Raw genomic sequence first — 20,824 nt, forward strand, 5'->3', positions numbered from 1 at the left:
GCCGGCGCAGCCATGGAAGCCGAACCCTGGCCTTGGCAATTGCGGCACGACACTGGATGGCAGCTCGACGGTAAATGCAACTGAACCCCTCTTGCTCCAGTGCCGATGGAAACCCGCATGCAAACACAATGGGACGATGGCGAGCGTATCTTCTGCCGGGAACGACACCCAGGTGCCGACGGCGATAAACCTGTCCTGGTGGTGCGGCCCGCCACCCGCCAGCCGCGGCCCGATTGCCTTGAGCGTCTTGCTCATGAATTCGGCCTGAGGGACCAGTTGGATGCTTCGTAGTGCGTACAGCCCCTGGAATGGATCAGTGAAGGTCCTCAAGTGCAACTGGTCGCCAGCGACCCGGGTGGTTTGCCGCTGTTGCAATTGCTCACCTCGCCTTTGGAGACGACCCGCTTCTTGCAGCTCGCGGTGAGCATTGCCGTCGCATTGGGCAAGCTTCACGAGCGTGGCCTGATCCATAAGGACATCAAGCCCAGCCATATCCTGGTGGATTGCGACGACGGCCAGGCCCGGCTCACCGGGTTCGGCATGACGTCACGCTTGCCCCGCGAGCGGCAGGCTCCCGAGACGCTTGCCGGGACGCTGGCCTACATGGCGCCCGAACAGACCGGCAGGATGAATCGCTCGATCGACTCGCGCAGTGATCTCTATTCTTTCGGCGTCACGCTCTACCAGATGTTGACCGGCTCGCTGCCGTTCACGGCATCAGACCCGATCGAATGGGTGCATTGCCATATCGCCAAGAGGCCGCTGGCGCCCAACGAGCGGATCCAAACCATTCCCGACATGCTGTCGCGGATCGTCATGAAGCTGCTCGCCAAGACCGCCGAGGAACGCTACCAGACGGCCGCGAGCGTAGAGCACGACCTGCGTCAGTGCCTGGCGCATTGGCGGCAGTGGCGTCGCATCGAAGATTTTGCATTGGGCGAGCAAGGCGGCTCAGACCGCCTTTTGATTCCCGAGAAACTCTATGGACGCGAGCCCGAGGTCCAAGCGTTGGTAAGCGCGTTCAACCGGGTGGTTGAACGTGGCGCGCCGGAACTCGTGCTGGTCACGGGGTATTCCGGGATTGGTAAATCTTCCGTGGTCAACGAGCTGCACAAGGTACTCGTGCCGCCAAGGGGGTTGTTCGCCCGTGGCAAGTTCGATCAGTACCGGCGCGATATTCCCTATTCGACGCTGATCCAGGCGTTTCAGAGCCTGGTGCGTACGCTGTTGGGCAAGAGCGATGCCGAGTTGGCCGGTTGGCGCGATGCATTGCGCCAGGCCCTGGACCCCAACGCACGGCTTATGACGGACCTGATCCCTGAACTGAGGCTGATCGTCGGGGAGCCGCCTGCGGTGCTGGCACTCGATCCCCAGCAGGAGCAACGGCGCTTCCTGCTGGTGTTGCGCCGTTTTATCGGTGTGTTCGCCCGCCGCGAGCATCCCCTGGCGCTGTTTCTCGACGACTTGCAATGGCTTGACGCGGCGACGCTCGACCTGCTGGAAGACCTGCTGACCAGCGACGACGTGCAATATCTGCTGCTGGTCGGTGCGTACCGCAGCAACGAAGTGGATGCGACGCACCCGCTGTCAGGCAAACTCAAGACGCTGCGCAGCGTCGGCGGCAAGGTCAGCGAAATCATGCTCTCACCGCTCGCCAAGGGGCATATCGAGCAATTGATCGCCGAGGCGCTGCATGACGAGCCTGCTCGCATCGAGCCGCTGGCGCAGTTGGTGCTGGACAAGACCGCGGGCAATCCGTTCTTCGTGATCCAGTTCTTGCAGGCGCTCGCCGATGAGCACTTGCTGGCGTTCGATCATGGCAGCCGACAGTGGTGGTGGGACCCGGATCGGATTCACGCCAAGGGGTACACCGACAACATCGTCGACTTGATGAGCGGCAAGCTGGCGCGCCTGCCGGCCCAGACGCAGCAGGCCTTGCAGCAGCTTGCTTGCATGGGGAACGTCTGCGGGCTGAACGCACTGGCGGTTATCCTTGAGGTCCCCAGAGCGCAAATCCGCACGGTCCTCTGGGAGGCGGTCCGCCAGGAACTGGTAGAGCGCCGCGACGGTGCTTACGGTTTTGTCCACGACCGTATCCATGAAGCGGCCTACTCGATGATCCCCCCGGAGTCACGCGCCTCGGCCCATTTGAAAATCGGCCGGCTGCTGGCCCGGCAGACCGCTCCCGAGGGCCGGGACGAGGCGATATTCGACATCGTGGGCCAGCTCAACCTCGGCGCCGGGTTGCTCGTCGATCAGGCCGAGCGAGAGGAGCTGGCCGCGCTCAACTTGCTCGCCGGCCAACGGGCCAAGGCGTCGACGGCCTATGCGTCGGCACTCAATTACCTGGCCCATGGTGCCCAGCTGCTGGGCGATGACAGTTGGACGCATCGGCACGGCTTGAATTTCGCCCTTGAGCTGAACAGGGCCGAATGCGAGTTCCTCACCGGCCAGCTCGCCATTGCCGACGAGCGGCTGACGGCGCTGGCCAATCGCGCCGTGACGGTGAGCGAACGGGCCAGCGTCGCCTGCCTGTTGATGGATGTGTACTTGCTGATGGATCGCAGCGACGGCGCGGTGGCGGTGTGTCTCGCGTATTTGCGGCATGTCGGCATTCACTGGGCCGCGCAGCCAAGTGACGAGGCCGTGCGCCAGGAATACGACCGCATCGCCACATTGCTCGGCGATCGGGCCATCGAGGATTTGATCGATCTGCCCTTGATGGAAGACGCGACCGCGTTGGAGACCGTCAATGCGCTGAGCAAGCTCTTCGCCCCGGCACTGCAAAGTGACGCGAACCTGGCGGACCTGTTGATCTGCAAGGCCATCACCTTGAGCCTGGAACGCGGCAATTGCGACGCGTCCTGTGTGCTCTATGCCAATCTGTTCAGGGTCGCGGGCCGGCGGTTCGGCGACCATGAGGTGGGGTTCCGTTTCGGGCAGCTGGGCTGCGACCTTGTCGAGCACCGTGGCATGACTCGATTCGAAGCCAGCACCTATCTGTGCTTCTCTTGCTTTGCCGTGCGATGGATGAGACCGGTCGGACAATGCCGCGACCTCTTGCGTCGTTCGTTTGCGGCTGCGAACCGGATCGGGGACCTGCCGTACGGTGCTTACGCGGGCAACAACCTCACTGCGGATCTGCTCTTCGCCGGGGAACCGCTGCCCAAGGTACAAGATGAAGCCGAGCGTGGCCTGGACTATGCGAGGAAGGTGCGTTTCGGGCTGGTGACGGATTTCATCGTCACGCAATTGCTGCTGATCCGGATGCTTCGCGGCCAGACGTCGATCTTCGGGCGCCTGGATGACGACGAACTGGACGAGGCGACCACCGAATCCCATTTGTCCAGCAATCCGGACCTGGTCCTGGCTGAATGCTTGTACTGGGTTCGCAAGCTCCAGGCCCGCTGTATGGCCGACGAGCCAGAAGCGGCCTTGGCCGCTGCCGAAAAAGCGCGCCGGTTGCTCTGGGTTTGCCAGTCCTTTTTCGAGGAAGCCGAATATCACTTTTTCGGTGCCCTGGCCCATGCTGCCGTTTATGACAAAGCCCCTGCGGATCAGCGAGGGGCGCATCTGGACGCAATGAAGGAGGGCCATGGACAGCTTCAGGCCTGGGCGCAGCAGTGCCCGGACAACTTTGCGAGCCGCGCCGCACTGGTGGGCGCGGAGATTGCCCGTGTCGAAGGGCGGCCAATCGATGCCGAGCTGCTTTACGAACACGCCATGAACCTCGCCCGGCAAAGCGGCTTCGTCCATGTCGAGGCGCTTGCCAACGAACTAGCCTCACGTTTCTACGCCGCCCGTGGCCTTGGGAAAATCGCTCGCATGTATATGCAGGACGCCTGCTACGGCTATCTGCGTTGGGGAGCCGACGGCAAGGTTCGACAGCTCGAAGCCCGGTATCCGTGGCTGCGCGAAACAGAACCCGCGCCCGGCCCGGCGACTACGATGGCGACTCCGGTGGAACACCTGGACATCGCCACCGTGCTCAAAGTCTCTCAGGCAGTGTCGGGAGAAATCGTCCTGGAGAAGCTGATCGATCGGGTGATGGCCACGGCCATCGAGCAAGCCGGCGCTGAGCGCGGCCTGCTGATCCTGTCCACTGGCGAGGGGCACCGGATCGCGGCGCAAGCGACGACCGGCGGGACCACGACGCAACTGCGTGACGAGCCGGTCAGTTCGGCGCTGTTGCCGGAGTCGATTTTTTACCATGTGCTGCGGACCCAGGAGAGCGTGTTTCTCGACGACGCCATGGGCCCGGCTGCCGCGACGTTTGCCGCCGATCCCTACTTTCGCCAACGTCCCGTGCGGTCGATCCTGTGTCTGCCGCTGGTCAACCAGGCCACGCTGGTGGGCGTGCTGTATTTGGAAAACAGCCTTGCCGCCCATGTATTCAGTCCGAGCCGGCTCGCCATCCTGAATCTGGTGGCGTCTCGCGCGGCTATCTCCCTGGAAAAACGCTCGTCTGTACCGAGAGGTGGCCGAACGGGAGGCAAAGATCCGTCGTCTCGTCGATGCCAACATCATCGGGATTCTGGTCTGGAATGCCGAGGGCGACATCATCGAAGCCAACGACGCATTCCTGCGCATGGTGGGCTATGAGCGCGAAGACCTTGCCTCCGGCCGGCTGCGTTGGCGGGACCTGACGGTGCCGGAGTATCGCGAGTTGAGTGAGCGTTCGTTGGCCAAGGCCCTGCGCACCGGGCAAGCCTGCCCGTACGAGAAGGAATACTTCAGGAAAGACGGCAGCCGTCTGCCGGTGATCGTTGGCCTGGCCATGTTCGAAGCCAGCAGCCGGGAAGGCGTGGCCTTTGTGCTGGATCTGACCGAGCGCCGACAGGCCGAGGAGAAGATTCGCGAAAGCGAGCGTCGCTATCGCGAAGTGCAGGCCGAACTGGCCCATGCAAACCGAGTCGCGACGATGGGCCAGTTGGTCGCCTCGATCGCCCATGAGGTCAACCAGCCGATCGCCGCGACGATCCTCAATGCCGACGCTGCCCTGCGTTGGCTCAACGCGCAGCCGCCGGAAATCGAGGAAGTCCGGCAGATTCTCGGGCATCTGGTCTTCGATGCCAATCGAGCCGCCGATGTGCTGGGGCGAATCCGCGAGCACATCCGCAAGGCTCCACCGCAGAAAGGGCCGCTGGACATCAACGCAGCCATCGAGGAAATGGTCGAGTTCAGCCGCAGCCAGATCATCAAGAGTGGCGCCTCGATCCAAACACACCTGGCCGACGCGCTGCCTGCTATCGACGGGGATCGCGTGGAGCTGCAACAGGTGCTGCTCAACCTGATCATGAACGCATTGGAGGCCATGAGCGCCGTCGATGAAAGCGAGCGGCACTTGTCGATCAGTTCCGGGCTGGACGATGCCGGTTGCGTGTGGGTGAAAGTCTGCGATTCGGGACCGGGCTTTGCCTTGGGATGCGCGGAACGGGTGTTCGCATCGTTCTACACCACCAAGGCTTCGGGCCTTGGGCTGGGATTATCCATCTGTCGATCGATCATCGAAGCCCACGGCGGCTGTTTGCAGGCGCACGCCAACCAGCCCCGTGGGGCTGTCCTCGAGTTCTCGCTGCCCGTTGCTCGCTAATACCAAGGTTTACACGCTGCATATCAATCGATCAGTGAACCAATCCCACGTACAAATGATCCCCGCCAACCCGAGCGATACAGTGATTGCCATGGGTTGCGGAGGATCTGGCAATGAAACTGACAGGCATCGCGGCGGATGAATTTTCGTCACTTCGTTCAATAGTGCTTATCTGCCTGGCGTTGGTAGCGGCCAACGTCTCCTACCGTTTGGTTGTGCCGGTGCCGGCAGGCGTGACTCTGGAACCCCGCCACGGCACCAAAAGGCCCGGAGGGCTGGCGATCGATTCGCTGAGGTTGGTCGATATCAGCGCCTTGGGCGAGGTGCCCATCGGGGCGCATCTGATCAGTCCGCGCCGTTTCTATATCCATCACGGGATTTACCTGGGCGCCGGAAGCGTTGCCCATTATTTGGGGTTCAGTGGCGCGCTGGAAGCGGGGCCCATCGAAGTGACCGATCTGGAGCATTTCGCCAGTGGCAGGCCGGTGTGGATCATCCAACAACCCGCCCGCTATCCGGCCAACGAAGTGGCCCGTCGGGCCCGCTCCAGGTTGGGCGAAAACCGCTACAGTCTCCTGGCCAACAACTGCGAACATTTCTGCACCTGGTGCCTTACCGGGAAGGGCTACAGTGCCCAGGTCGGCGCGTATTGGCACCGGCCGCGCGAGTTCCTGGCAACGATTACCGCACTGAAGGCTCTTTTCGTTGCGTGACGCTACCGATTGCGCCTCGTCAGGCCCACTTCGGCGTCGAAGGCGCTGTGCTAGGCTTTTTCAATCCACCCTGCGAGAGAATCGTGCATGAACGGCAATATCAAAAACAATGAGCCGGGCAGCGAAGGTCCTGTTGTGTTCGTGCTGGACGACGATGCGTCCATACGTTGTGCATTGAGCAATCTCCTGCGCTCTGTCGGCATGCGCGTCGAGACATTCGCGTCCACCGCCGAGTTTCTCCAGCGGCCCAAACCCGATTGCGCCAGTTGCCTGGTACTCGATGTCCGGTTGCAGGGCAGTAGCGGGCTGGATTTCCAGCGCCAGTTGGCGGCGTCGAATATCAGGATTCCCATCATCTTCATTACCGGTCACGGCGACATTGAAATGTCCGTCAAGGCGATGAAGGCCGGCGCCATGGACTTTTTGGCTAAACCGTTTCGCGAACAGGATTTGCTGGACGCCGTGTCAGCTGCGCTTGAGGCGGACGTCAAACGGCGGGAAATCGAGCAGCAGCTTTGCGGCTTGCATACGCGTTACCAGACGTTGACGGCGCGCGAGAAGGAGGTCATGGCCCTGGCCGCCAAGGGACTGATGAACAAACAGATCGCCGGGCAGATGAACCTGAGCGAGATTACCGTGAAAATCCATCGCGCCCATGCCATGAAGAAAATGCACGCCAAGTCGTTCGCCGACCTGGTGCGGATGGCTGAAACCCTCGGCGCAGAACCTGCCTAACGCGCCAAACCTGTGGGAGCGAGCTTGCTCGCGATGGCCGTAAGGCAGTCAAATCGATGCGACTGACCCGCCAACATCGCGAGCAAGCTCGCTGCCACAGCAAAGCCCGATCCCGAACCGCCGCCGTTTTGCTCTTTCCCTCGCAAAAATCCCGCTTCCCCTCTGGCACTAACCTGCGACTACGTTGTCAGTACTTGGCCGCCGTAGGGCCGACGTTCGGCTCATATAGCGACAATGTCAGCTACATGACGCCCTTTTTTTGACGCCTTCGGGGCAAAGACTCGCATGGATTTCGCGGGGACCGTTATTTCCTTTTGCGGGTTGACACTCTATGGGTTTTTTTCTCGATCCACGGCATGACATTGATGCCGCTTTGTTAAGTTATCGCCGTGTATGCTGGTCCCTGGCCTTGTTCAGCGGCGTGATCAATCTGCTGGTGCTGGTGCCGTCGCTCTACATGATGCAGGTCTACGACCGGGTCCTGACCAGTCGCAACGAAACCACCCTGGTCATGCTCACCTTGATCGCCCTTGGGTTGTTCATGTTCAGTGCGTTGATCGAGTGGGTGCGCGGCGAGGTGATGATCCGCATGAGCGCCGGGCTGGACGACGCCTTGGGCGAGCGGATTTTCGATGCGGCGTTTGCCCGCAGCCTGCGCGAGCACAACGCCAACCCGGCACAGGTGCTTACCGATCTTGCCACCTTGCGACAGCTGATTACCGGCCAGGGCCTGATCGCCTTGCTCGATGCGCCGTGGCTGCCGATCTTCCTGCTGGTGGCGTTCATCTTTCACCCTTGGTTCGGCGTATTGACGCTGGTGCTCGCCGTATTGCTGATAGGCCTGGCGCTGTGGGGCGAGTTGGCGACCCGTTCGCGCCTGGGAGAGGCCAATCGACTGGGCGTGCAGTCCTCGGTCTACGTCAACAGCACATTGCACAACGCCGAGGTCATCCAGGCCCTGGGCATGCTCGGGCCGCTGCGCCAGCGCTGGAGCCTGCTGCAACAACGGATCATCGCCGCGCAGGCCCACGCCAGCGACCGCGGGGCGCGCATCACCTCGGCGACGCGATTCGTGCGGATTTCCGGTCAGTCCCTCGCTTTGGGATTGGGCGCGCTGCTGGTGCTGGAGGGGCAGCTCTCGGCGGGGATGATGATCGCCATGTCGCTGCTGCTGGGACGTGCCCTGGCTCCGGTGGAAATCGCCATCGGCTCGTGGAAGCAATTCAACAGCGGCCGCCAGAGTTACCAGCGCCTGAGCCAACTGCTCGCGCAACATCCACGCGATCGCTTGCGCATGCCGCTGCCACCGCCCACCGGCGCGCTGCGCCTGGAGCAGTTGTACGTCGGACCGCCCGGGGCATCACAGCCGATTCTGCGGGGCATCAATTTCAGCCTCGGCAAGGGCGAAGTGCTTGCGGTGGTTGGTCCCAGTGCCAGCGGCAAATCGACTCTGGCTCGCGCGTTGGTTGGCGTGTGGCCGGCCATGGGCGGATCGGTGCGCCTGGACGATGCCGAGATCAGCCAGTGGTCCCATGACGCGCTGGGGCCATACCTGGGCTATCTGCCCCAGGACATCGAACTGTTCGATGGCAGCGTTGCCGACAACATCGCCCGTTTCGGCGAGCAGGACGCCGACAAAATCATCGCCGCCAGCCGTCAAGCGGGCATTCACGAAATGATTCTAAGGTTTCCCAAGGGCTACGACACACCGTTGGGCCCTGGCGGGCTTGGCCTGTCTGGCGGCCAGAAGCAACGCCTGGGCCTGGCGCGCGCGCTGTATGGCAGCCCGTCCGTGATCGTGCTCGACGAGCCTAACTCCAACCTCGATGAAGCCGGGGAATTGGCGCTGGTGCAGGCCATCGGCGTGCTCAAGGCCGCCGGCAGCACCGTGGTGTTGATCACCCATCGGCCCAACGTGCTGGCGGTGGTCGATCACATCCTCGTGTTGAAGGACGGCACTCAACAAGCGTTCGGCCCTCGGGACCGAGTGCTCAAGGCGCTGATGCCGGGGCCGCGGCCGGCCGCTGTGCGGGAGGCAGGCAAGGATGCGTGATTTGAAATCGGCCACACCGGCCCACGGCGAGCATGGCCTGAGCGTGCTCAGCAGCGACACATTGCCCACCGCGAGCACCGATGCGGGCGGCGCGGCGCGCTACGGCGTGGTTTTCCTGGCCCTGACCCTTGGCGGCTTTCTGCTTTGGGCCTGCCTGGCGCCACTCGACCAGGGCGTGGTGGGCAGCGGCACCGTGGTAGTGGCGGGGGAGCGCAAAGCGGTGCAGTCACTGGTGGGGGGCGTGGTGGAAAAACTGTTGGTCAGTGATGGCGATCGTGTCAGCCAGGGGCAGTTGCTGGTGCAGCTCAACACGGTGCAGGCGCAATCGCAGTTGGACGTGACCCTGGGCAAGCTGCTCAACGACCGCAGCATCGAGGCGCGGTTGATGGCCGAGCGCCTGGGCGCCGATGAAATCCAATGGCCGCAACAATTGCTGGAGCGCGCCGATGAGCCACGTGTCAAGGCGGCCATGGCCCTGCAGAGTCAGCTGTTCATGACCCGGCGTGCCGAACTGGGCAGCCGCCTGAAGATCATCGAGCATGAAATCGGCGCCTTGCAGCAACAACTGCAGGGCTACGAAGGGGTCAAGCGCAACTACGATGCGCAAATGCGCTTCCAGCAACAGGAACTCGAGGGCTTGCGCGAGTTGGCCCGGGAAGGCTACGTGCCGCGCAACAAACTTTTCGAGGCTGAGCGAAACGCGGCGCAACTGGCCGGACAGATCGCTTCGGGCATCGGCGACGTCGGGCGCACGCGCCAGGCGATCAACGAAAGTCGCCTCAAGGCCTTGCAGGCGCAGCAGGAGTTTCGCCGCGATGCCGAAACCCAACTCAGCGAGGTTTCGGCCGAAGCCGCGGCCTATGCCGATCAGATCCGCGCCTTGCAGTTCGAAGTCGATAACGGTGCCATCCGCGCGCCGGTGGCGGGCCAGGTCATGGACATGTCGATCCACACCGTGGGCGGCGTCGCCCAGGCCGGGCAGACGCTGATGCAGGTGGTGCCGTTGGACGCGCCGATGGCGATCACCGCGCGGTTCGATCCGTTGATGGCCAACAAGCTCACCCCCGGATTGCCGGTGCATGTGCATTTCACCGCCCTGCAGCGGGTGGATACGCCGACTGTGACCGGCACGGTCACCACCGTGTCGGCGGACCAACTGATCGACCAGCAGACCCACCAGCCGTACTTCTCCGCCAAGGTAGAAATTCCCGCCGAGACAGTCGTCGCGCTGCAAGGCGCCGGTTTGCTGGTGCGTCCCGGCATGCTCGCCGACGTCACCGTCGTGACCGGTGAGCGCACCTTGATGAACTACCTGATGAAACCATTGCGCGAACGCTTGCTGGCTGCCTTCAAAGAGGAATGAGCATGACCGACCGTTGCCGTTACGGCGTCCGTGTGCTGTTGAGCCTGTACACCAGTTGGGCGGTGATCGGCCCCGCCTGGGCGGCGGAGGGCGGGCTGAGCCTGACTGCCGCCTACGATGCCTCGCGGCTCAATGACCCGACCTTGCAGACCGCGACCCACGCCTACGACGCGTCCCGGCAGGAAGAAGCGATTGGGCGTGGCGGGCTTTATCCGCAGGTCTCGCTGTCCTCGCGGTATGGGTATGGCGGGCGTACCGATGGCGGCGACGACAGCAGTTATGTGAACAGCAACGACTACCAGGCGAACAGCGTGACGCTGGCGGCGCAACAGCCGCTGTATGACAAGGGGCGCTGGGCGGCTTATCAGGAAGGCAAAGCCCGCGGCGTGCTCGGTAGCCAACAATTCGACGTGGCCGGCCAAGCCTTGTTCGACCGGGTCGCCAAGGGCTATTTCGATGTGGCCCGGGCCGAGAATGAATTGAAGTTGATCGCCCAGCAGAAGACCGCCATTCGTGGCTTGGTCATCCAAAGCAAAAAGCTCTATGAAGGCGGCCAGGGGGCAATCACCGACATCGACGAGGCCCAGGCCCGGCTCGATCTGGTGGAGGCCCAGGAAACCGAAGCCCAGGCCCGTCGCGTGGCCGCGCTGCGGGCACTGTCGGGACGGGCAAGCGTGCCCATCGAGGACATCCAGCCGATGCGCGAAGAATTGCCTGCCGGCAGCCCCATCCCGCCGGAGCAGGATTTGCCGTACTGGACGGCAATCGCCCGCGAGGCCAGCCCCGAACTGGCCGCGCGGCTGGCGGCGGTGAAAGTCGCCGAGGCCCAGGCCGACAGCCAGCGCGCCGGGCATTACCCGACGTTGTCGTTGACCACGCAGTTGACGCGCCGGGAAACCCGCCAGTACCAAGAGCTCGACCCGCGCCAGGACACCTATTACGTCGGTGTGCAGCTGGACATCCCCTTGTATCGCGGCGGCGCGGTGCGCGCTTCGGTGGCCAAGGCCGAGGCACAACTGGCCGGAGCCCAGTCCGACTATGACGTGCAGCGTCAGGAGCTGGCCGAGTCCATCGAGACCGATTACCTGGGCGTGGTGGCGGGGTTCGCCAAGAGCAGGGCCATGCTACGGGCGGTGGAGTCCAATCAGCGCGCGCTGACGTCGACGGAAAAAGGCTTCCAGGGCGGCGTGCGCTCGACGGTCGACATCCTCGACGCCCAGCAACGGCTGTTCCAGGCGCGCCGGGACCTGCTCGACACCAAGCTCGACATGCTCCAAAGCTACGTAAGCCTGCACACCCACACCGGCCAGATGAACCGTGCGGTGCTGGAGCAGGTGCAAAGTCTGTTCTGAAGTCGTGGCGCTGTGGTGGCGAGGGAGCTTGCTCCCGCTGGGCCGCGAAGCGGTCCTAAAGAAGGCAAGACGGAATTTGCCTGACACACCGCAGTAATTGCTTTGGGGCCGCTACGCGGCCCAGCGGGAGCAAGCTCCCTCGCCACAAAGCAGGTGAGTACAAGGGCTGCAAGCAGCCCCTATAAGCTCAATCAGGCAGTGAAGTCGCTGGCATGCAGCTCCTTGACGCCCACCAGGGAGAGTTCGAACTCGGCGGTGGCGTCGGAGTCGACGCTGCCGTAGAGGATGCCGTCGACAAAGCGCAATTGGCCGGTGGCGTTGGTGGTGTCAAAGGCGTTACTGCCAATGAAGGTGAACGCATCGAGGTTGGCGGTCAGCGGGTTGGCGTCCAGGCCGGTGAAGTCCAGCTTGTCCATCTCCGTGCTCTTGAAGCCGTTGATCACGTCCCGTGCCGCCCCGACGCCCATGTCCGACAACGCGCCAAACGCATAGGTGTCCGCGCCGGTGCCGCCGGTGAGGTTATCGGTGCCCGCACCGCCGATCAGCCGATCATCGCCCGAGCCGCCCACCAGGGTGTCGTTGCCGGCACCGCCGTCGAGGATGTTTCCAGCGCTGTTGCCCGACAATGTGTCGGCGTAGGCGCTACCGGTCAGGTTTTCGATGAACTTCAAGGTGTCCAGCCCGGAGCCCACGGTGTTTTGCTGGGCAGAGGTCGAGAGGTTCACGGTGACCCCGGCCAGGGCTCGGTCGTAGGACACGGTGTCGTTACCATCACGCCCGTCGAGGATGTTGTCGCCGGCACCGGCGAACAAGGTGTTGGCCAGCGCGTTACCCGTCCCGTTAGCGACGCCGGGGCTGTCGACGTAGAGGTTCTCCACGTTGTTGCCCAAGGTGTAGGCGGCGAGGCTACTGTGGACGCTGTCGATACCGCCGGTCACCGGATTGCTGCTTTTCTCGATGACGGTATCGCTGGCATTGTCGACGTAGTAGGTATCGTCGCCGTCGCCACCGCTCATGCTGTCGGCTCCCGCAGCGCCATTGAGCACGTTGTTGGCGACGTTACCGGTGATGAAATTTCGCCGATCGTTACCGGTGCCGTCGATGTCCGAAACGCCGGTCAGCACCAGGTTTTCCAGGTTGGCGCCCAGTGTCCAACTGACCGAAGCCTGTACCGTATCGATCTGCGCGGTCGAGGTGTTGGTTTCCACGACGCTGTCGAACGCGTTGTCGACGACGTAGATATCGTTGCCATCGCCACCGGTCAACGTGTCGGCGCCCAGGTCGCCGTTCAGAGTATCGTTGCCCGAGCTGCCCACCAGCGTATCGTCCTGGTCGGTGCCGGAAATCATCCCGCCCTCATTCTGCGCGCCGTCGAAAATGTCCTGCACGCTGTTGTTGTCGTTGGGGTTGCCCTGGAAACCGAGGTCATCGGCGATGTAGTCGGCCAGGCGCTGGCCGACGATTTCCGCTGATTCCTCGTGCAGGTGCCAGACGTCGTCGGGATAGACCAGCGGGTCCACTTCATAACGCAAGGGCAGGTCGTTGGGGTCCACCGCCAGTTTCACATCGGCACGCTCGGCGGCGATGGCTTCCTGGACGGCGCGAACGTAACCCACACCCTCGACGATGTCGGCGATCTTATCCTCCGGGTAACCACGGGCGCGCGCGGCGTCCTGCTCGTAGTGCCCGGTCTCCATGATGTACACGTTGAAGTTGCCGAATTGGCTGTGCAGGTAATCGAATACCTTCAATGTCGCCGCTTTGTAGGCTGCCGCTGCTGCCGCCTTGTCCGTGGAGCGGGCGATTTCCTGGGCGGCTTCTTCGCCTTGGCCCCAGATGATGCCCATGGTCACGTTATCGATGGACTTCAGTTCGGTGAGCTGGTCACGCAGCAACGTCACGGCGCGCAACAGCGCCGGCCCCGGTTGATTGGTATCGGTCAGCCACCAGCACAACTTCAGCTCCTCGGCGCCCAGCGTCGACAAGCCGTTGACCGTGCTGCCGCCGACGGCGATGTCAATGCCGTTGCCATCGGCATCGTCGAACTGGCTGCGTACGTCGTAGGTGGTGTACTTGCTCAGATCGTTGACCAGCATCGAGGTGCCGGATTGATCGTCGTCTTCGCTCATGCGCAGCAGGCGCGCGTTGGATTGGCCAAGAGTCGGCAGGTAGAGGATGTCTTGCTGGGCGCGTTCGCCAAAGACGAAATCGTCGGCGGTGAGGGTGTTGAGGTAGTTGCCGTTCAGGGCGATTTCGAAGCGATTGCCATCGGCGTCGGCCTGGCTGGATTTGACGTAGGTCTTGTCGCCCGCCGCGTTCAGGGTCATGTAGAGCGTGCCGTTGTTGCCGTCGCCCAGGCCAAGGAAGCCCAGCCCGGAGACGTCGATCTTGTCCACGCCAACGGTGAAGTCGTAGATCGTGTCCGTGGCGGTCACGCCGCCGGTGTCGTAATCCCGGTAGCTGTCGGCCAGGTTGTTGTAGCGGAACGTGTCGGCGCCGTCGCCGCCATACAACGAGTCGCGTCCGGCGCCGCCGTCGATGATGTCCGCGCCGGTGCCGGCCTTTATGGTGTCGTTGCCGCCGAGGCCGAGGATCAGGTCGGCGCCTGCCGTGCCGTTGAGGCTTTCGGCGTTGGCGGTACCGGTGATGGTGTTGGCCGGCGCATCGGCGACCACCAGGGCGAAGTTGTCGCTGACCGAGGCGCCCGAGGGGTCGGTGGCCTTGACCAGCACGTCGTAGTTACCAGCGGCGGTGGTGGTGGGCGTGCCGCTGAACGTCAGGTTGGCGGCGTTGAACGTCAGCCACGAAGGCAGGGCGTTGCCGTTGGCGAGGGTCGCGGTGTAGGTCAGCACATCCTGGTTGGCGTCGCTGAAGCTGTTGCTGGCCACGGTGTATTTGAACGGCGTGCTTTCGCTGGCGTTCTGGTCCAGAAGGGGGATGACCACCACCGGCGCGACGTTCGTCGGAGTGTTCTGGTCGGCAAAGACAAAATGATTGGCGGTCAGGCTGCTGACCAGGTTGCCGGCCATCGAGATTTCGAAGCGGTTGCCGTTGGCATCGACCGTGAGGTCCTTGAGGTAGGTGCGGTTGGTCGATGCACTGTAAGTGACTTGCAGCGTGCCATTGAGCCCGTTGCCCAGGCCCGTATAACCGAGAGCCGCGACGTCGATCTTGTCGGCGGCCACGTCGAAATCGAGGATCTGGTCACTGGCGCTGGTGGAACTGGTGCGGTAGCTGTCGAGCTTGGACGTATAGCGGAATACGTCGGCGCCCGTACCACCGGTCAGTTTGTCCACGCCGGTGCCGCCCACCAGGACATCGTTGCCGGCGGCGCCATTGAGGGTGTCGTTGCCCGCACCGCCGAAAATCTGCTCGTTGGCGACGGTGCCGGTCAAGGTGTCGTTGTTCGGCGTGCCGTTGATCACCACGGACGAGGGCACGTCTTGCACGGCCAGGGTAAAGCTGTCGCTGACGGTGGCGTTGCTGCCATCGGTTGCGGTGACCTGGATCGAGTAAGTGCCCGACGCCGTGTCGGGAGGCGTGCCGCTGAAGGTGCGCGTGGCGGCATCGAACGTCAACCAGCTGGGCAGGGCGCTGCCGTCGGCCAGCTTGGCGGTGTAGCTGAGGCTGTCATTGTCCGGATCGTTGAAGCTGGTGGCCGGGACCACATAATTGAAAGGTGTCTTTTCGGTTGCGTTCTGATCCAGCAATGGCGTGGCTACCACCGGCGCCTGGTTGGTGGGCGAGGACGTGGCGAAGACGAAATTGGCATTGGTCAGCTTATTGAGGTAATTGCCGTCCAGCGCTACCTCGAACCGATTGCCGTTGGCGTCTGCCTCCAAGGACTTGATGTAGGTCTTGGTGCCGGCGCTGTTGAGCACCAGGTAGACGGTGTTGTTCTTGCCGTCGCCAAGGCCGGTGAAGCCCATGGCGGAAAGGTCGATCTTGTCGGCGGCGATGTCGAAATCGGTGATCAGGTCACCCAGATTCGCGCCGCCGGTGTTGTAGTTGCGGTAGCTGTCGAGTCGGTTGGCAAACACAAAGGTGTCTGCCCCGGCACCACCGGTGAGGGTGTCCATGCCTGCGCCGCCGTCGAGCTTGTCAGCGCCCGCGCCACCACTGAGGCTGTCGTTGCCCGCCAGGCCGAGCAGGGTGTCCGCCGCATCGCTGCCCTGCAACGAGTCGCTGCCGGTGGTGCCGGTGATCACCCGGTTGAAGATGAAGTTATCTGCCGTCAAGGTACTCGCCAGGTTGCCTGAGAGAATCAGCTCGAAGCGATTGCCGCTGGCATCGGCGTCGTAGTCCTTGATGTAGGTGCGGTTGGTGCTGGCGTTGTAGCTGACCTGCAGGGTGCCGCCACGGCCATTGCCCAGGCCGGTGAAGCCGAGATCGGCGAGGTCGATCTTGTCCTGGGTCACGTCGAAGTCGGTGATGGTGTCGTCGAAGCTCGCCGTTGCGTTGCGGTAGCTGTCGGACTGGCTGGTGAAACGGAATGTATCGGCGCCTGTGCCGCCGGTGAGTTTGTCGACGCCCGCGCCGCCCACCAGAATGTCGCTTCCGGCCGCGCCGTTGATGGTGTCGTTGCCCGCCGCCCCAAAGAAGATCTCGCTGGCGCTGGTGCCGGTAAGTGTGTCGTTGCCGGCCGTACCCTGCACGGTGGTCATCGGCACCGTGGCGCTGACGTAGCTGCCATCGCCATAGACCAGCGTGGCGCCCTTGCTGGTGTGGCTGATGGTGTTGGCGATGATGGCGTTGCGATCGGTGCCGTCTTCGTTGCGCTCGGCGACACCGTAGGTGGACAGGTTGCTGCCGCTGATGATGTTGCCCTGGATCAGGTTGTCGCTGCCGTTGAAGTACTTGCCGGATACCCCGAGCGTATCGTCGTAGGACTGAATGATCACTTCCGGCACCGCGCTGCCCAGCGCGTTGTTGTTCAGCGTGTTGTCCAGTACCTCGACATGGTTGCTGCCATAGATGCGGACACCGGCGCCATTGTTGTCATGGATGTCGACCCCGGTCACGGTTACGTCGCTGGACAGCTTGATCAGCACGCCTTCAGCGCCGTTGCCGTACATCTCGCCACCGGTGATGGTGATGTTGCTGGGGGAGGGGATGTCTTCACTGCCACGCTGCACCACGATGCCGTTGCCGCCGTTGTTGTAAGCGACGTTGTTGGTCATGGTGAAATCGTGGGTACTGGTGACAACGTTGAAACCGTGGCGGTCGTTGTCGTAGGCAACGTTGTTTTCGAAGGTGCTGTCGCTGAGGAAGTCGGCGACGAATCCGTCCAGGCCGTTGCCGTGGGACACGCTGTTCTTGATAACCATGTTGACGGTTTGCTCGTGGGGGTCGAAGCCATACCCGGAGCAATCCTTGATCTCGACGCTGTCGAGGGTGACGTTGGAGTCGTAGCCTTCTTCGCCGGGGATATACCCGTTGAACCAGCCGTCCACCTTGCCGGTGGTGGCGTCGCGGTTGCCGTCGATGGTGAGGTTGCTGACCCCGAAATCATGGGTTTCTTCGCCATAGGCTGAGCGGATGATGCCGGTGATCTTGGCGTCGGAGCCATCGACCAATTTCACCGTGGTGTCGCCCATGCCGTCGCCGTACAGGTAAACGTTGCTCTTGAGCATCAGGCAGCCGTCGGAGGGTTCCTCGCCCCCTGACACGATGTAAGTGCCCGTCGGCATGTACACCTGGCCCCCGCCCGCGGCAGCTGCCGCATCAATTGCACTTTGAATGGCCGCCGTGTCGTCAGTGACGCCATCTCCTTTGGCGCCAAAATTTTGTACGTTGAAAATCATGGACTTATCTCCGTATCAGGTTAAGAACCTCGGTATCTGCCAATATTCCATCAGCGACCACGGAGTTATGACCGGAGTAAGTGAAAAAGTTGCGTCCGCATATCGGCGGAGTGTCAAAAAACTGATAAACGGTTGTGGGTTGGTTTGATGTGTAACATTTAATTGACGCTTTTGAGCGCCGTATCAGAGCTATGGGAGTTCGATCGCGATAGCGGTGTACCCGTTACCTTTGATGCAACTGATCCGACGCCATCGCGAGCAAGCTCGCTCCCACAATGAAAGGGTGGTGCGGCTTGCAGTGCCTTGGCCAAGGTGAACATTCACTCCAAGACCTTCTTGAGAAACGGCGCCGTGCGGCTCTCCCCGCAATTCGCCACCACCTGCGGCGCGCCGCACACCACGACTTTGCCTCCCTGAGTCCCGGCCCCTGGCCCGATGTCGATGACCCAGTCGCTTTGCGCTACCACGCGCATGTCATGTTCCACCACGACCACCGTATGCCCTTCATCCACCAGTCGATTGAGCTGCACCAGCAAGCGGTCCACGTCCTGGGGGTGCAGGCCGTTGGTCGGTTCATCCAGCACGTAAAGCGTCGCGCCTCGGGCCTTGCGTTGCAGTTCCGTCGCCAGCTTGATCCGCTGGGCCTCGCCGCCGGACAGTTCGGTGGCCGGTTGGCCCAGGCGCAGATAGCCCAGGCCGATGTCTTTGAGTACCTGGAGCGAACGCCTGGCTGGCGGTTGCTCGGCGAAGACCTCCAGGGCCTGGTTCACCGTCAATTGCAGCACTTGGGAGATGTCCAGGCCTTGCCAGGTCACTTCCAGGGTCTGTGGGTTGTAGCGGGCGCCATGGCAGGTCGGACAGGGGGCGTACACGCTGGGCATGAATAATAATTCCACGCTGACGAAACCTTCCCCCTCACAGGTTTCGCAACGGCCCTTGGCGACGTTGAAGGAGAACCGTCCGGCATCGAAACCGAGCGCTTGTGCCTGCTCTGTCGCGGCGAAGAGCTTGCGCACATGGTCGAACAGCCCGGTATAGGTGGCGAGGTTGGAGCGTGGCGTGCGGCCGATGGGTTTCTGGTCGACCTGAACCAGTCGCTTGACCCCCTCGAGCCCGGCGGTGACCTGGCCGCCGCTGGCCAGCACCGGTTCGTCTTCCAGGCTTTGCTCTTCGCCATCGGCGTTGGCGCCGGGCTGGCCCAGGTGGGCGCCGACCAGATCCAGCAGGGCCTGGCTGACCAGGCTGGATTTGCCCGAACCGGAAATGCCGGTGACAGCCGTGAAGCAGCCCAGGGGAAAACCCACGCTCAGGTTGTCGAGATTGTTGCGGGTGATGCCGTCCAGCCGCAGCCAGTCCTTGGGTGGGCGCGGATGGCGCGCAATGGCCCGTTCTTCGGCGAACAAGTAGGCGCGGGTGCGGGATTCGGGCACTTGCCCAAGGCCTTCGGGCGGGCCACTGTAAAGGACCCTGCCGCCTTGCTCGCCCGCGTCGGGGCCCACGTCGATCAGCCAGTCGGCGCGGCGCATGGTGTCCAGGTCGTGCTCGACCACAAACACCGAGTTTCCTGCTGCTTTCAACCGTTGCAAGGCGCCAAAAAGCGCTTCACTGTCGGCCGGGTGCAGGCCGGCGGAAGGTTCGTCCAGCACATAGATCACCCCGAACAATTGGGAGTTGAGCTGGGTCGCCAGGCGCAGGCGTTGCAGTTCGCCGGAGGAAAGCGTCGGCGTGCTGCGCTCCAGGGCCAGATAGCCGAGGCCCAGGTCGATCAGCGTGACGATGCGCTCCAGCAGTTCGGCGGCAATGCGCTGGGCGGCCAGGCGTTTTTCCAAGGACAGATTGGGCGTGTGGCGCGCGTCCGGCCCGCCAGCGTGCGGGTTGTCGCCCCTGGCGGCGCGCTGCTCACGAGCCTCGCGCGTCTGGCGATGGGTGAGAACATCGCCCGATTCTTCGGGCTGCTCCAGATAATCCGGCGCCGCTACGGCCTTGAGCACCTCGGCCAATTCCAGCAATGACAGGTTGGACAGCTCGGCGATGTCCAGCCCGGCAAAGGTAACGGTCAGCGCCTCGCGCTTGAGGCGCTTGCCTTCGCAGACCGGGCAGGGGCTGGCGCGCATATATTGCGCCACCCGCTTGCGCATCTGCGCGCTTTGCGAATGCATGAAGGTGTGCAACAGGTAGCGCCGGGCCCCGCTGAACGTGCCCTGGTAGCTGGGTTCGAGTTTGCGCTTGAGGGCGTCGCGGGTCTGGGCCGGGGTGAGCCCGGCGTACACCGGGACGGTGGGGGTCTCTTCCGTGAAGAGGATCCAGTCGCGTTGCTTCTTCGGCAGGTCGCGCCAGGGAATGTCGACGTCATAGCCGAGTGTCACGAGGATGTCCCGCAGGTTCTGCCCTTGCCATGCCATGGGCCAGGCGGCTACCGCGCGTTCGCGGATGGTCAGCGAAGGGTCGGGGACCATGGTGGCTTCGGTCACTTCGTAAACCCGGCCCAGGCCGTGGCATTGCGGACACGCGCCCTGGGGCGTGTTGGGCGAAAAGTCCTCGGCATAGAGCATCGGTTGGTCGGCCGGGTAGCTGCCGGCGCGGGAGTAAAGCATGCGGATCAGGCTCGACAAGGTGGTGACGCTGCCCACCGAGGAGCGCGCGCTGGGCGTGCCGCGCTGTTGTTGCAAGGCGACAGCCGGCGGCAGGCCTTCGATGCTGCCTACGTCCGGCACGCCGACCTGGTCGATCAGGCGCCTGGCATAAGGTGCGACGGACTCGAAATAACGACGCTGGGCTTCGGCGTAAAGCGTGGAGAAGGCCAGCGAGGATTTGCCGGAACCCGACACGCCGGTGAACACCACCAGGGCATCGCGAGGAATGTCCACGTCAACGTTCTTGAGATTGTGTTCGCGGGCGCCACGCACCCGGACGAAACCGGTGCCAGCGGTCAAAGCAGGGGCGGAGCGTGGGGGCATCGGGGATTCCTTGTGGTTGGCGGTGCGTTACGGGCGGTGGGAGCGGACTGCATCCCGGCATGGACGAGTATGCGACCGGGCTCGATCGTTTGCGTGCGAAAAAATTTACTGCGCAGGAGGGAGAGGGGCGAAGCGCTGCGCAGGACGGGAGGAACCTGTTCGTGCCCTATGCACCGCACCCCTTTGTGGCGAGGGAGCTTGCTCCCGCTGGGCTGCACAGCAGCCCCCGGAACAGTCGCCGCGGTAGGTCAGGT

Annotated in this window: 7 protein-coding genes and 1 pseudogene; 6 read left to right on the plus strand and 2 right to left on the minus strand. The window is 63.0% G+C overall.

Annotated features, from left to right (window positions below):
• Nucleotides 1-117 precede the first annotated feature (117 nt).
• The 6 genes and pseudogenes from DOCECA_RS10580 to DOCECA_RS10605 all read left to right on the plus strand — a co-directional run bounded on the left by DOCECA_RS10580 (nucleotide 118) and on the right by DOCECA_RS10605 (nucleotide 11,809).
• Nucleotides 118-5,593 (plus strand): annotated as a pseudogene (locus DOCECA_RS10580) (trifunctional serine/threonine-protein kinase/ATP-binding protein/sensor histidine kinase).
• 113 nt (nucleotides 5,594-5,706) lie between these two features.
• Nucleotides 5,707-6,306 (plus strand): lecithin retinol acyltransferase family protein, encoded by a 600-nt coding sequence (locus DOCECA_RS10585; protein ID WP_445571939.1) that lies wholly within the window; start codon nucleotides 5,707-5,709, stop codon nucleotides 6,304-6,306.
• Nucleotides 6,307-6,393: 87 nt separating this feature from the next.
• Complete coding sequence (locus DOCECA_RS10590) at nucleotides 6,394-7,041, plus strand: response regulator transcription factor (RefSeq protein WP_434559002.1); 648 nt, start codon at nucleotides 6,394-6,396, stop codon at nucleotides 7,039-7,041.
• Nucleotides 7,042-7,372: 331 nt separating this feature from the next.
• On the plus strand, nucleotides 7,373-9,094 hold the full coding sequence (locus DOCECA_RS10595; RefSeq protein WP_445571940.1) for a type I secretion system permease/ATPase: 1,722 nt from the start codon (nucleotides 7,373-7,375) through the stop codon (nucleotides 9,092-9,094).
• Nucleotides 9,087-10,457, plus strand: a complete 1,371-nt coding sequence (locus tag DOCECA_RS10600; protein WP_420763812.1) for an HlyD family type I secretion periplasmic adaptor subunit — start codon at nucleotides 9,087-9,089, stop codon at nucleotides 10,455-10,457. Before DOCECA_RS10595 ends, DOCECA_RS10600 begins: the two co-directional genes overlap by 8 nt.
• A 2-nt stretch (nucleotides 10,458-10,459) precedes the next feature.
• On the plus strand, nucleotides 10,460-11,809 hold the full coding sequence (locus tag DOCECA_RS10605) for a TolC family outer membrane protein (protein WP_420763813.1): 1,350 nt from the start codon (nucleotides 10,460-10,462) through the stop codon (nucleotides 11,807-11,809).
• Between the two features lie 191 nt (nucleotides 11,810-12,000).
• Here the strand turns inward: DOCECA_RS10605 and DOCECA_RS10610 are convergent, their stop codons facing one another.
• Nucleotides 12,001-17,613 (minus strand): putative Ig domain-containing protein, encoded by a 5,613-nt coding sequence (locus DOCECA_RS10610; protein ID WP_445571941.1) that lies wholly within the window; start codon nucleotides 17,611-17,613, stop codon nucleotides 12,001-12,003.
• 320 nt (nucleotides 17,614-17,933) lie between these two features.
• Entirely contained in the window at nucleotides 17,934-20,570 is a 2,637-nt protein-coding gene (locus DOCECA_RS10615) for an excinuclease ABC subunit A (protein WP_434647556.1), read from the minus strand.
• Between the last annotated feature and the right edge of the window lie 254 nt (nucleotides 20,571-20,824).

It is taken from the genome of Pseudomonas sp. E102, assembly GCF_052660185.1.